This window comes from Spiroplasma endosymbiont of Sarcophaga carnaria (assembly GCF_964019595.1).
GTDB classification, from domain to species: Bacteria; Bacillota_I; Bacilli_A; order Mycoplasmatales; family Mycoplasmataceae; genus Spiroplasma; species Spiroplasma poulsonii.
In genome coordinates this window covers 1234086-1248916 of sequence record NZ_OZ026456.1, presented here as the reverse complement: position 1 = coordinate 1248916, position 14831 = coordinate 1234086, and the positions used below count along the sequence as shown (strand labels likewise).

Here is a 14831-nt window from a genome sequence, read left to right as displayed (position 1 = left end):
CTAAAAGCATTATACTATAATTTTTAAATTTTTACAAAAAATATTTTTTTATTTTAATCCATCTTCTAACGACGTTAGAATCGCTTTTTTAAGTGTTTTTTGGTTCTCATATGTTAAAGCTAAGGTATCAACAAAATGTAATTGATTTATTTTACGATAAATTTTTCCAACCGTTGTCGCTAATTTTAGTAACTTTGGATCTTTATCAATGTAATTAATAATTTTGCTATCAATTCATTTTGTTTTTTCAACACCCAATCAATTAGCGTTTGTGCTTGATGATTGATCAGTATTAATTCAACATTTATTAGTTGCTTTCTTAGCATCTCATATTTTACTATCTGCTTGATAACCACATGTTGGTGAATAAATATTTATTAAAGCATCTTCTGTTGCTTGAGCAATATTTAATAAGCCACTCGTAATAATATATTGATCACCATAAATCTATGCCTGGGCTGTATCAACACCAACTACTTTTGCCTTTGCTTCATTATATTTAATTCGATCAATTGTATCTTGCGTTTATGATCCTGCAACCGGAAAAATAACATTCGCCTGTTTACTAATTAAGTAGTCTGAGATAACTTTACCATCCCCCTGATTAAATGATTGCGAAAACTATGATTCGTTTTTATTTAATACTGTTTGTACTTTATTAATCGGTTGTAATCCCTTCAATGTTGGACTAATTCCTTGTAAGAGAGTTAAAATATCTTGTTTTAAGTGATGTAAGTTAGGATAAAGGCTATTGTTATTAATTATTTCATTAAAAATATCCGCTGATAATAAAAAGCCTCATAAGTAATTTGAAACCCCAATTGGATTATCCATCCAACCATAAGTTCCAATCCCTAATTGACCATTAAATTGTGTTTGATGCAAATTAAGTCACATTGCTGTTACAAGTCCCGCTAAAAAACCAGCAATTTCTTTTTGAAATAAAATTCCAACAACATTATCTACTCACGATTCTTTTTGATCCATATTCTTATGAATATTTTTGCCACTACCATCAATAAAAATGATATTATTTGCTAATGTCGCCGCTCAACCAATGGTATTACCATGAATAAAACCTGGTAAAATTAATGTTTTTGCACCAGCAATACTTGCTGTAATATAAGCTGCTTTAAACTCTGCTGGGGTTAATCCTACTGGTTCAAAGTAACTGGCACGGATGTTACTATCTTGTCAATTTGATAAAACTGACTGTTCGGAATGTGTGACAAGATATCGACTAGCTCCTTCTCACGCTGATTGATTAAAAGACTTATCATTAATAGTACTACTACTAATAACTCAAATATTACTCATATATTGGTATTTTTTTAAACAAGCTGTTAAAAAACTAGTTAAAGGAATAACTATTTGTAACGCCATTATAAACTTCATTAGTTTTTTCATTATACACTCCTTTTTAAATAAGTTAAAAATAATAAAAAGCATTGCTTCTTAAACCAAGGAATAATTAATTATTATGTTAACTTTTATTTTTTTCATCTGCCCCAATTGCCATATTTGACTTTACCCGACTAATAAAGCTTTCACGTAGCAATAAGTTAATTTTAGGAACTAATAATCGTAAATGATTGCGATATTCCGCTAAAATTAGGTCTGAGGTATAATAAAATATTAACAGAATAATTAATACAATTGATGCACAAATTGTAAAAATTATTGTTGTAATGTTATCAATTTGACCAGCAAAATTATCAACTGGAATATAGTTTTGCCCGGGAACAACATAATTACTAAATATTCAAATTTGTTTGTCACGAACAAAGTCATCAAAGAATTTTGTAATAAATTCAACACCAAATCACAATAATTGGAATTGAGCAACAACGGGACGATTAGTTGGTGAACGATATTTTCACTCACAAGTCATTGCAAATAAAATACTAAAACACATTGAATAAGCTAAACCATTAATTATTTGTAAAAATAAGTATACATCAGGAGAATGGTTAAAAGCAGCAACACTAAAGAACAAGAATCATAATAACAACCCTAAACTAAAACAATATTTAACACCGATTTTATTATAAAGTAAATGACATACTAAATAAGCCCCAAAAAATTGCGGAATTAAAAATAACTGTTCATTCAAACGAACAAATTGGTTAACTTTTCAAACATTATGGTATTTTTCCCAAGTCCGCTGTCCCAATAATCAAATATAAATATTTGATTGGGAGATTTCTTTTAAGGCAATAATTAAAATAAACATAAAAAAGATAATTAAAACTTTTTTTCATTTAAATGGTTCAAACATTTTTTGTTGTTCAACGGTAAACGGCTGCAAAGTAAATTCTTTATGTGAAAAGAACGAATATAACATTGCGGCAATCCCAATCGCACAAACCACAATTGCCCCAATTATTACAACTTGTAAATGATTGGATAAATCGCTCCCTCTTGTTGTCACCAAATTATTAAATTCACCACCAAAAATAAGGGCAAAAGTCATTAATGGGGCAATTAAACTAACCGTTTTAAAAGGAAAAAACTTACGACCATAGACTTCATTATATGACAGAAAATAACTAGCTTTACTAATGATTCCAAACCCTAAAAAAATCGCCGCAATAATTAAAGTTGGTAGCGACGGATAAGCCATTAAAATAATAATCCCTAGTGCGGAACCAGCGAAAATCCCATATTGCGCAAAATGTCACCCAACACGATAAAAAACCTTATGTAAGAAAACATAAGGAATCATTGCTAAAAATGCATAAAATGAAAGCGATGTAACGGCAATTAACGCAACCCCCTCAAAATTATTGATTGAAGCAGCAAAAAATAAATTTCTAAATTCTAAATTATCACCAATAATTGCTGATAACGCAAATCAATATAAAAAAGTTTGAACGAAAAATGTCTTTTGACTAGCATGTTTAATTTTAATGTTTTTCGCTAAAATTAAAATATAAAGAACAAATAACAATAATAACATTAATGGATTAAATAGAAAAACATCTCAATTATTCTTTAACATGCTTGGCCCCTCTTTCTTCTATGATAAATTATAGCACAACTTAATTTACATCTGTTCAATAACATTAACCCCTAATAAGTTAAAGGCATTTGCTAAGATTTGATAAATTACTTTAATAAAAACTAAACGTTGTTTTGTTAATTCTAAGTTATCTAAATTAATAACTTTTGATTCATTATAATACGAATGGAATTGCCGTGCAATATTTTGTAAATAATCACAAATTAGATGCGGTTGACGTAACTTTGCGGCTCCTTCAATACAACGATTAAACAAATCAATATCATTTAAAAGATCTAATTCTTTTTGGGAAGTTAATAACTCAAAGGTTTTGACATCATCAACCTTAATATCATTAACTTTAGCTTGTTGTAAAACACTATTGCAACGTGCTGTTGCATATTGGGCATAATAAACTGGGTTTTTTGATGAATGCTCTTTTAAAACACCAATATCTAAATCCATATGACTTTGGGCACTCTTTGAAACTAACATGTAACGAATCGGGTCAACCCCAATTTCTTCAATTAAATCAATTAATCAAACTGCTGTTCCTTTTCGTTTACTCATTTTATATTCAGCACCATCTTTAATTAAACGGACCATTTGAATCATATCAATATCTAAAATATCTTTTTTATAACCTAATAACTGTAAACCAGCTAGCATTCGGATAATGTACCCATGGTGATCACCACCTCAAAAATTAACTAATTTATCAGCTTTTGACCGCATTAAGCGTTCATTATGGGAAGCTAAATCTGGTGTAATATATGTTAAATCGCCATTTGATTTAACTAAAACACGATCTTTATCATCACCAAAATCAGTTGTTTTTAATCATAATGCACCATCAAGCTGATATGTTTTATTTAGTTTCGAATATTGTGCTAATGTACTTTGAATTTTACCACCTTCATACATTGATGCTTCTGAAGAATAGTGTTCGATTTCAACACAAAATAATTTTAATTGTTCCTTAATAATATCTAAAAATAAATCAACTGACTTCTTACGAAACATTTCGTGCACTTCTGGATCACTAAGTTTATAATCCTCATCAAAAGTTACATCAATAAATTTATCTTGATACTTATCAACAAAATATTGTGCTACCCCATCACACATATCCCCGCGATATGCTTCTGGTGGTAGTTCTGTTTTTTTCCCTAATAAATTTAGATAACTTACAAAAACAGTTACTGCAAGATTATTAATTTGATTACCTGCATCATTAACATAATATTCAGTTTGCACTTTATACCCAGCGGCACGTAAAATCCGAGCAACACTATCACCAATTGCACCGTTTCGGGCATGCCCAATATGTAAAAAACCAGTAGGATTTGCTGATACAATTTCTAAATTATAAATAAAGTTTTTGGGGGCTGAATGACCATATTTTGTTTGTAATTTTAAAACATCACTAATAACGTGCTGTAATTGTTCATCAGCTAATGTAAAATTAATAAATCCTGCCCCAGCAATTTCAATTTTTTTAAAATACGGTTTATTATTTTTTTCAATAAAGGCAATAATTTCTGCGGCAATTTTGTTTGGCGCTTTTTTTAAATCCTTAGCTAATAATAAAGTTAGATTTGTTGATAAGTGCCCAAACCCTTCTTGCCGTGGTTTTTCAACCATCACTTCTTTTGTTAAATTGTGGACCTTTAAATATTGTTGTAAAAGTTCTTCAATCAGTTTAACGTTCGTATTCATAACTCCGCTTCCTTTCTTATTCTTATATATATTTTACATACTTTTTATAATTACTTATCTTTTTTTCGAATTTTACAATAATAAAATCCATCAGTATTGTTTTCATACCCAAAAGTTTGCTCAGTTGCAATTATTTCAAGATCATTATATTTTGCTAAAAAATTCCTAATTTGGAGGTTGTTTTCATATACTTCAAATGTACAAGTAGAGTAAACTAAAATACCTCCTGGCTTTAATAATTCATAGGCTTTCTCTAACAATTGTTCTTGGATTTCGACCAAATTAGCTAACTTCTCATTTGTAAAAGAATGATATTTGATTTCCGGTTTTCGTTTAATGACACCAAGACCACCACATGGTGCGTCACATAAAATTTTATCATATTTAACTGATGCAGTAATTTTTCTAGCATCTAATAAATGGGGATAAATATTTGTAATTCCCAGTCGTTTTGCATTAGTCTTAATTAAATTAAGTTTTCTTTCACTAATATCACATGCATCGATAATACCCTTATTATTCATTAACTGACTTAAATGGGTTGTTTTACCACCAGGAGCACTACACATATCTAAAACACGATCAGTTTCTTGCGGATCTAATACTTCGGCAATTCGCATACTCATTTCATCTTGAATAAAAATTAAGCCCTCTTCAAACATTTCTTAATTAATAACTGGTTTTTCGGCAATAACACCAACCGGAGAAACGACACTTTTTGTTAAATTATAACCAGCATACTTTGTTAATAATTCATCCTGTGTAATTTTTAAAGTATTGACACGAAAAGCAATCTTTGGAATTGTTAAATTATCTTCCATTACTTTTCGGGCAACTTCTTCGTTATATTCATTCCGAAGAATTAAATATAATGACAAAGGAAAACTATATTTAATACTTAACTTTTTTGTTTCATCAGTAAGTTTAATTTCAAAAATATCTTCCTTACTTTCAAAAATCTTTTTTAAAGTAGCATTAACAAACCCGGCATATTTTGGATTAAGTTTTTTGCCAATATTAACTGCTTCGTTAACAATAGCATAATTTGGAATTCGGTCTAAAAAACGAAATTGATAAATGCTCATTCATAAAATTACTTGGAGTTTTTGATTAGTTTTTCTATTATCAATAAATTGATTAGCAATATATTCTAAATATAATTTGTTCTTAAGAGTGCCATAAACAATTCGATAAACTAAGGTTTTATCCTGGTCAGTAAAACTGGCATTTAGTTCAATTGTTTTTGCTAATAAATGATTACTAAATTTATTCTTTGCAAAAACTTTTCACAGAATATCTCAGGCTAATTCTCTTGCTCGCATACCTTAACCACCTTTAGTTAACTTATATACGATTAGCAATTTCTTGCTCTAAAATTGTTTTAATTTCTGCCACTGCTTGTTCAACGGTATTATTCACAACAACATAATTATAGTTACTTTGTAACGGAAGTTCATCAGCTGCTTTTGCTAACCGGGCTTGAAGAACAGATTCCGGTTCACTTTTTCGACCCCGAATTCGGCTCTCTAATTCTTCTAAACTTGGTGGAATTAAAAAAATTGAAACTGCATCAGTAATTTTTTCTAATACTTGTGTTGCTCCTTGAACTTCAATTTCTAATAAAACATTATTTCCCTTTTCAATTTGTTCAATACAATATGATTTTGGGGTCCCATAATAATTCCCAACAAATTCTGCATATTCTAATAACTCATCATTTTTAATTGCATTTTCAAAGGTTGGCCGATCAACAAAGAAATAATTTAAGCCCTCAATTTCATCTGACCTCTTTTCCCTTGTTGTCATTGAAACTGAATAAGCTAAATTTAATTCTTCATACTTGAACAACTCCTGACAAATTGTTCCTTTGCCAACGCCTGATGGACCAGAGAAGATAATTAAAAAACCTTTTTTTTGCACACTAATTTTCTCCTTTTTCTAAACGTAGTATATATAAATACTTTTTTTTATATTTTTTGTAACGTAACATTACTAAGTCAAATTGAACAAATGATAGTTCTTGATTTGATTCACAAACTATTATTCCATAGTTATTTATAATATTGTTTTTCAATATTATAGTAATAATATCATAATAATATTCAATTTGTTTAAAAGGTGGATCCAAAAATAAAATATCAATTGTGCTATGGTTTTGAATTATTCAATTTAATAACACATTATAATCATAATTTAACACTTTTCCATTCGTAATTTTTAAGTTTTGAAGATTAGTTGTAATTATTTGGTAAGCACCTTGATGAAAATCATTAAAATAACATTGCTGTAAACCACGTGATAACCCTTCAATTCCTAGTTGACCACTACCAGCAAAAATATCTAAACCAGTTTTATTTTCATAAATAAAATAATTATCTAAAATATTAAACATATCCTCTTTTACCCGGGCTGTCATGGGTCGTGTATTCATCCCCCCTAATGTCTTAATTTGATAACCCTTATATTTTCCCCTAATTACACGCATCGTTTTAGTCCCTTTTCTATCTTTTTTAAATTATACTAAATTTCTTTAATAATTATGGGATATGTTATAATTTTTTAAGAGGTGATTTTTAGTGTTGCAAAATGAAATTCCAAGTAAAGACTGATTAGTATTTGATGATACACCATCAATTCGACAATCATCAAGTGATGTTTCATTCCCATTATTGCCTGAAAATGAACTTGTTATGCAAAAACTAATTGATTTTGTCCGATATTCACAAGATCCACAAAAAAATGATAAACAAACCATTAGACCTGCCGTTGGCCTTGCCGCCCCACAAATTGGTCATAATATTAAGATGTATTATATTAGAATCGAAGATACTGATGATGAAACTGGAACCAAAAAAATAAATGAGCATGCCATGATTAATCCAAAAATTAGTGGCAAAAGTAGCCAATTAGCTTGTATTGAAGAAGGAGAAGGTTGTTTAAGTGTTGATGGTGATAAAGAAGGTTTTGTTCCCCGTAGTTTTCGGATTATCATTGAAGGATATGACTATCTAAAACAACAAAAGGTAACAATTACCGTTCGAAGTTATGAAGCAATTGTTTTTCAACATGAACAAGAACATTTAGAAGGTAAATTATATTATGACTTAATTAATAAAAAGAATCCTTGATTAAAAAATTCTGATTGGATTATTTTATAAATTTAATAACTTTTAACTTTTTTAAGAAAAAGTATTTTTTTGTAAACTTATTAATCTTTGTGTTATAATTTTTTGCATACTGGGAGATTAACTTTTTTTCTTTATTAAATAATAAATTTAATAAAGAAAAAACTATGAATTTTTAGAATTATGAGGTGATAATTTCAATGAATGAAGAAAACAAAGAAATAAATAAAATTAGTAAACCAGCAACTACAAAACCAGCTAGTATAGTACCAAAAACAACAACACAAAATATTATTAAAAATAAGTTTCCAACAAAAGTCTTTGCCCTAGGAGGGTTAGAAGAAGTTGGTAAAAATACATACTGTATTGAACATGATGAAGAACTAATTATGCTTGATGCAGGAGTTAAATTTCCTAGTTCAACAATGCTTGGAGTAGATGCTGTTATTCCAAATTACAATTATTTGAAAGAAAATCAACGAAAAATAAAAGCCCTATTTATTACCCACGGGCATGAAGACCATATTGGGGGAATTCCATACTTATTAAGAGAAGTAACAATTCCAATCATTTATGCTCCTCGACTAGCTGCTGCTTTAATTCGTGACCGATTAAAAGAAGCAAAGTTAGAACAAACTACTATTGTCAAAGAAGTTGACAATATGAGTGTTATTAAAACAAAAAACTTTAAGATTAACTTTTTTGCTGTTAACCATAGTATTCCTGATGCTTTTGGCATGTCAGTTATGACACCAAATGGAAAAGTCGTATCAACAGGAGACTATAAATTTGACTGAACACCATTAGGACATCGTTCAGATATTGAACGAATGGCAAATGTGGGCCAAGAAGGTGTTATGTTACTAATGGCTGACAGTACAAATGCCGAAGTTGAGGGATATACTCAAACTGAAACAAAAATTATTAAAAATATTGCAGAATTATTCGTAAAAGCAAAAGGACGAATCCTAATTTCAACATTTGCTTCAAATGTTCACCGGATTCAACACATTGTTGAAATTGCGAATAAATATGGTCGTAAAATTTTAGTTTTCGGGAGAAGTTTAGATCGAATTATTAAAATTATCCGACAAATGGGACACTTAAAAATTTCTGATAAAGCCTTTATTAAAGCTAATGATGCTAAAAACTATAAGGATAACGAAATTTTAATTATTTGTACTGGAAGCCAAGGAGAACCAATGGCTGCTTTATCACGAATTGCAAATAATCAACATCAACATATTTCAATTGTTCCTGGTGATACTGTTATTTTCTCATCATCGCCAATTCCTGGTAACCAAGCTGATGTTGAACGTGTTATTAATAAACTAGTTCGTGCTGGCGCAATTGTTCAAGAAAATAGTCCGTTAAATCAAATCCATACCTCAGGACATGCTTCACAAGAAGAACAAAAACTATTATTTACATTATTAAAACCAAAATATTTTATGCCAATGCATGGGGATTATCGTATGTTACGTCAACACGGTGAAACCGCAAGTAGTGTTAATGTCCCAAAAGAAAACGTCTTTATTTGTGCCAATGGTGATCAAATTGAAATGTTGAATGGGACAGCTGCCATCGGAAAACGAATTGAAGCTGAAGCGGTGTATGTGGATGGAAAAGACTTATCTGGACAAACAACTGCCGTTGTTCGTGATCGTGAGATTTTGTCAAAAGATGGTTTAATTGCTGTTGTTATTTCAATTGATTCACAAAATAACCAGTTATTAACCCCTCCTCGTATTATTTCACGAGGAAGTTTCTATGTTAAAGAATCAGGAAATATTATTAATGAATCAATTCGCTTAGCAACCGAAGCAGTTAATGAAGTTTTAAAAACACAAAAACCAACCTTTGGTGCTCTTAAAAATGCAATCAAACAATCATTATCGCCGTTTATTTACCGTTATAAACGTCGTAATCCGCTAATTATTCCTGTCATTTTAAATAAAAAATAAAAGAATATTTTAATTATTCTTTTTTATTTTATAAAATGACATATAATTTTAATTAATACTAAGAAAGGATATTATTAACTATGAATAATGAACAAATTGAATTATTATGAACTAACTTAAAAAAACAAGACAACAAAGTGATAATTCCCTTAACAAAATTTCATGGGTATCAACAAACAACTGATAAAGGAACTATTTTAGCGCTTTTTAACGAAGCTGGCCACCCTATTGAACAAATTATAAATGGAATTGGTTTTGTCGCCTTTGATCATACTGTTTTTTATGCCCTTGGTGGGGGTCAAATCTCCGATACTGCTATTTTAATGAAAGATACACATACAATTAGCGTTTTTGATCTTAATAAACAAATTTATAAAAAAGTATATCTTCATCTTGTTGATACACAAGGAACAACAATTAAGCTTAATGATACTTTAGAACAAAAAATTGACCAAGAACGGCGCATTAAACTTACTAAAAACCATACAGCACAGCATCTTCTGTCATATATTATTGAGCAAATTTTAAATGATGGTGAAATGACATATTCAGTTCAAATTAAAACGGATTATGCTTTATTGGCAATGAATAAAGTTTATAATTGATTAGATATTATTTTAACAGCGCGAGAAAAAATTATTAATGATTTAATTAAACATGATATTGCTAAAATTGAACATCAAATGCCAATTGCCGAAGCAATAAAATTAAAAATTGCTCATCCAAATTTTGAATATGACCCAATTGTCCGCGTTGTTGAATTCCCTACAGCAACAATTGATTTATGTGGTGGAACCCATGTTAATAATTTACAAGAAATTGATTTTTTTGAAATTTGAGATTGTTGAGTTGATAAAAAGAAAGTTAGAATTCAATTTTCAACCAATAAAGCAACAACACAAGCATATTTTACGAACTGAATTAACCAAAAAAGAACAGCATTAGAACAAAGCGTCAAAAAAATTAGTGGTTATGATCCAACTTTTACTTTTATCATTCCTAATTTTTCGGTTCCAACAACTTTGATTGAAAAAAATAATTTAAACCTTAATATTGAAAAATTAGAAAAAGACTTAAATGAAACAGCAAAAGTTAAATATAAACAACTATTACAAATTATTGAAGAAACCACTTTTCCATTTAAAACAATTCCTATTAACGATAATTTAACAGTGCAAGAAATTATTATTAATGATGAAAAAATAACCCTTGAATTAGTTCGTAATAAATTAAATAAATACTTACAAGAACATCAAAATACCCTAATTATTTTTGTTAATACAAGGTTAAAGTATGGTTTTATTAGTTTTACGAAAAAAAATCAAACTGAATTTAATCTTAATAATTTCTTACAAACAAATAAAGAACAATTTAAAGTTACCGGTGGTGGAACCCCATTCTTTATTAGTTTTACATATCAAAATGAAATTAATTTATTTTTAGAACAATTATTAACTACTCTAAAAAATAAAAAGACCAAGAAGGTCTTTTTATTTTATCTAGTTAGAAAACTTGGTGCGGCAATAATTAAAATAGTACTAATACAATTTAAACCACTATGAGCAATAATATTATAAGTTACATTGCCATTAACAACAATGAACAACATCCCTAATGCTAGTGCTGCGCCTAAATAACCAAGAAGGTGTTCTCAATCACCAGTTGCCGTAACATGCATTCCAGCAAAAAAAATTGTTGAAGCAGCAAAAGCAATTCATTTATTTCCCGTTAAACTAAAAATTCCATGCCGACAAGCTAACTCTTCAATAATTGGGGCAACAAAAACCGTATAAATCGATAAAATAACAATATTTCACCACTTATCAAGCCCTTTAATTAAACTATTTTGATTATTTGATGCAGTTGGAGTTATTAATGATTGTAAATAACCAAAAGTAAGATTAAAAAGAAAAACCACAACAATTGCAATTGCACTAACTAGCAATAAACGTTTATAGTCTTGTTTAAAAGTTAATTTAATTTTTTTAAAAATAAATGGCGAAGTTTTGTAAGTAATAAAAATCGTCACCAACGCAGCAATTAAACTTGTTAATAAATTAATTGTTGTTAACGCAGCAGCAGATGGTTGAAATAAATTAGCAATAATACCAATTATTAAACCAACCATATTAGGAATAAAATAAAAATAATAAAATACAATTGCCCCAGAAAGCATAATTTCGTTTTGAGCACGACTAATAACAAAATAAGAACCAACAGCAACAATAATTCAACTAACAAAATTCATCCCAACTAATGAATATTGATCATGCGCAAATAAATAAGAAATTAAAATACTAATAAAAAATGGAGCAAAGATTGCTGTTCCGATAAAAATATAACCAGTATTACGAACATTCACCAGTTTAAAATCAAATGGTTCTGCACGGTCAACTACGGTTGGTTTTAATTCATATCATGGTCTTTTAAAATTATTATAAACATTTTCATTATCATTCATCTTTAATACTCCTTTAAACCCTATTTGTTAATTATATACCGATTATAACTAAAATATTGTTAAAATTACGAATTCTTTCATAAAAAAAGATATTAGATAATATCTTCTGATTTAACAATTAATGATGGTTGTGTCATTTCAACCGGAATTTCCTCATCCAACAATTCTAAAATGGTTGGTGCAATATCAGCAATCGCTGGGTCTTTATCACGTAATTTTAATCCTGCTTTAGTGATAATAATTGGAACTAATTGGGAAGTATGTTTTTTATTTGGTCCCCCAGTTTCATCAATCATAACTTCAGCATTACCATGATCAGCTGTAATAATCATAATTCCAGTAACTTTCTGCATTGCTTGATAAATTTTGCCAAGACAATCATCAATTGTTTTTACTGCTGCAATCGCTGCTGGTAAAATTCCAGTATGACCAACCATATCACAATTGGCAAAATTTAAAATAATAACATCAAATTCATTACGTTCAATTTCAGCAATCAATTTATTAGTAATCTCATATGCTGACATTTCTGGTTTTAAATCATATGTTGCAATTTTTGGTGATGGAATCAAATCAGCTGAAGCACATGGCAATGTAATTTCAGCTTGAGTTGCTAACCCATTTTTAAAATAGTCTTTTCCTCCGTCAAAGAAAAACGTCACATGCGCAATTTTTTCTGTTTCAGCAATTCGCAACTGACGATAACCCTTTTTGCTTAACCATTCTCCCAAGCCATTAACAACTTCAATTGGTTGAAAAGCAACATGTTTTGACCCAACTGTTTCAGCATATTCCATCATTGACACAAAATAAATGTCATTTAATTTTGGCACAAAATAACTTTCTGCTTCATTAACAGGAAAATTAGCATTTGTTAATGCTGAAGCAATCGCAATTGCCCGGTCAGGACGAAAGTTAGCAAAAAATACGCCGTCGCCCGCTTTAATGTAGCCTTGTGGGGTATTGATATTATAAGCTGGCATTAAAAACTCATCATTACGACCAGCCGCATATTCTTGATCAATATAGGCTAACGGGTCACTAAACTCAGCTCCTTTTCGTGAAACTAAAACATCATATGCAACTTGCACCCGGTCATATTTTTTATCACGATCCATTGCATAATAACGACCCCCAATTGTAGCAATCACCCCTACTTTTAAAACTGCTTGTAAAGCGTTAAATTGTTCAATATATGTTTTAATACATTCTGGTTTAGTATCACGACCATCACCAAATAAATGTAAATAAATTTCCTTAACACCTTCTTTTGCTGCTAATTGATACGCGACAAAGATATGATTAAGATGGGAATGAACACCACCATCAGAAAACAATCCCATGATATGAAAAGCACTATTATTTTGTTTTGCAAAATTAATTGCGGCTAAGATTTCTGGATTTTGATTAAAAGTTCCATCCTTAATAGCTTTATTAATTAATGTTAATGACTCATATTTAATTCTACCAGCGCCCAAATTAATATGACCAACTTCTGAATTTCCAATTTGCCCAGCTGGTAACCCAACTCATTCTCCCGATGCATGAGCAGCTACTCAAGGGTATTTTGCTTTTAACATTTCAACATTTGTCATATGTGCTTGTGTAACAGCGTTTCCTTTTGAATCAGGGGCAATTCCTCATCCATCAAGAATTGCTAATAAAATTGGTTGTTTAGCTTTCATCTTAATATTTCTCCTCTTTTTCTTTTTCCTCAACAATTATATAATTATTTTTTACTATTGAGAATATATTTTTCAATCATTTTTGCAACGCCGCCTTATTCAATATTACTAGTAATATCTTTTGCGATTGCTTTAATTTGATCCTGCCCATTATTCATTGCAATTCCTAACCCAACATTTTTTATCATTCAATAATCGTTCATACTGTCACAAATTGCCATCATTTCTGATAGGGCAATCCCCCACTGTTGTGAAATTCATTTTAAACCTGCTAATTTACTAATTCCAGGAGCATTTACTTCAGCGGTATGGGAAGCATCAATTGCAATTTCAATGTTTTCAGCACGTGCTAAAGTAATAAATTCATCCGTTTCCTGGACATCCATTATAATACATTTGTAATCAGTATTTTTCACTTCCGATAAACTATCATATTGAATAAATTCACCATGAAAGAAAGTTAATTCTGGGTTATTTTCGGCAATAGGATCAAAATTAACAACTACTTTTGTTAAATCATCAATATAACATCATATTTTTTTGTGATATTTTGTTGCTAATTGAAATAAAAAGTTAACTTGCAGGATAGACAACGTTTATTGATGCACAATCTTGTTTGTTTTAATATCATAAATACAAGCACTATTAAAACCAATAAAATACTGCTGAAAATAATCCATTTTTACTTTTAAAGCTTCTGGCAAGGATGTTAAAACTGGTCGTCCCGTTGCAAAGATAACTCGCACTCCCATTTCTTGGGCTTTAATAATTGGCATAATATTATCCGTTTCAATCCCTTGATGAAAACGACATACAGTTCCATCCATATCTAATGCGATTAATTTAATATTTCTCATAATTTCCTACTTTCTATTA

General features: G+C 29.7%; 14 protein-coding genes and 1 pseudogene. 3 read left to right on the top strand and 12 right to left on the bottom strand.

Annotation, left to right across the window (positions count from 1 at the left end):
• Window positions 1-48 precede the first annotated feature (48 nt).
• From AACK91_RS07130 to rsmD, 8 genes and pseudogenes are all read right to left on the bottom strand, one after another.
• The gene (locus AACK91_RS07130) at window positions 49-258 is read right to left on the bottom strand and encodes a hypothetical protein (RefSeq protein ID WP_338965504.1); all 210 of its coding nucleotides are present in this window, start codon (window positions 256-258) and stop codon (window positions 49-51) included.
• 363 nt (window positions 259-621) lie between these two features.
• Entirely contained in the window at window positions 622-1407 is a 786-nt protein-coding gene (locus AACK91_RS07125) for a hypothetical protein (RefSeq protein ID WP_338965502.1), read from the bottom strand.
• Window positions 1408-1483: 76 nt separating this feature from the next.
• A complete protein-coding gene (locus AACK91_RS07120) occupies window positions 1484-3001 on the bottom strand; it encodes a hypothetical protein (protein ID WP_338965500.1) in 1518 nt (505 codons plus the stop codon).
• 45 nt (window positions 3002-3046) lie between these two features.
• The gene (gene argS, locus AACK91_RS07115) at window positions 3047-4720 is read right to left on the bottom strand and encodes an arginine--tRNA ligase (protein ID WP_338965499.1); all 1674 of its coding nucleotides are present in this window, start codon (window positions 4718-4720) and stop codon (window positions 3047-3049) included.
• A 50-nt stretch (window positions 4721-4770) separates the two neighbouring features.
• A complete protein-coding gene (locus AACK91_RS07110; RefSeq protein ID WP_338965498.1) occupies window positions 4771-5382 on the bottom strand; it encodes an RsmB/NOP family class I SAM-dependent RNA methyltransferase in 612 nt (203 codons plus the stop codon).
• 3 nt (window positions 5383-5385) lie between these two features.
• Entirely contained in the window at window positions 5386-6042 is a 657-nt protein-coding gene (locus AACK91_RS07105; protein WP_338965495.1) for a transcription antitermination factor NusB, read from the bottom strand.
• Window positions 6043-6064: 22 nt separating this feature from the next.
• Complete coding sequence (gene gmk, locus AACK91_RS07100; protein WP_338965494.1) at window positions 6065-6640, bottom strand: guanylate kinase; 576 nt, start codon at window positions 6638-6640, stop codon at window positions 6065-6067.
• Between the two features lies 1 nt (window position 6641).
• Window positions 6642-7211: pseudogene (gene rsmD, locus AACK91_RS07095) on the bottom strand (16S rRNA (guanine(966)-N(2))-methyltransferase RsmD); the annotation flags it as partial.
• Window positions 7212-7296: 85 nt separating this feature from the next.
• On the opposite strand from rsmD, the gene def reads away from it, so the two are divergent.
• The 3 genes from def to AACK91_RS07080 all read left to right on the top strand — a co-directional run bounded on the left by def (window position 7297) and on the right by AACK91_RS07080 (window position 11386).
• Window positions 7297-7878: a peptide deformylase gene (gene def / locus AACK91_RS07090; protein ID WP_338965492.1), complete on the top strand. Its 582-nt coding sequence runs from the start codon at window positions 7297-7299 to the stop codon at window positions 7876-7878.
• A gap of 167 nt (window positions 7879-8045) precedes the next feature.
• A complete protein-coding gene (gene rnjA, locus AACK91_RS07085; protein WP_338965490.1) occupies window positions 8046-9809 on the top strand; it encodes a ribonuclease J1 in 1764 nt (587 codons plus the stop codon).
• Window positions 9810-9889: 80 nt separating this feature from the next.
• Window positions 9890-11386, top strand: a complete 1497-nt coding sequence (locus AACK91_RS07080) for an alanine--tRNA ligase-related protein (RefSeq protein WP_338965488.1) — start codon at window positions 9890-9892, stop codon at window positions 11384-11386.
• On the opposite strand, the gene AACK91_RS07075 is transcribed toward AACK91_RS07080, so the two are convergent.
• The 4 genes from AACK91_RS07075 to AACK91_RS07060 form a co-directional block, all read right to left on the bottom strand.
• Window positions 11305-12270: a CPBP family intramembrane glutamic endopeptidase gene (locus tag AACK91_RS07075; protein ID WP_338965487.1), complete on the bottom strand. Its 966-nt coding sequence runs from the start codon at window positions 12268-12270 to the stop codon at window positions 11305-11307. The genes AACK91_RS07080 and AACK91_RS07075 overlap by 82 nt on opposite strands.
• Before the next feature lie 92 nt (window positions 12271-12362).
• The gene (gene gpmI / locus AACK91_RS07070; RefSeq protein WP_338965485.1) at window positions 12363-13955 is read right to left on the bottom strand and encodes a 2,3-bisphosphoglycerate-independent phosphoglycerate mutase; all 1593 of its coding nucleotides are present in this window, start codon (window positions 13953-13955) and stop codon (window positions 12363-12365) included.
• Between the two features lie 95 nt (window positions 13956-14050).
• A complete protein-coding gene (locus AACK91_RS07065; protein ID WP_338965483.1) occupies window positions 14051-14548 on the bottom strand; it encodes an HAD family hydrolase in 498 nt (165 codons plus the stop codon).
• Window positions 14549-14551: 3 nt separating this feature from the next.
• Window positions 14552-14812 (bottom strand): HAD hydrolase family protein, encoded by a 261-nt coding sequence (locus tag AACK91_RS07060; protein WP_338965481.1) that lies wholly within the window; start codon window positions 14810-14812, stop codon window positions 14552-14554.
• Window positions 14813-14831: the final 19 nt, after the last annotated feature.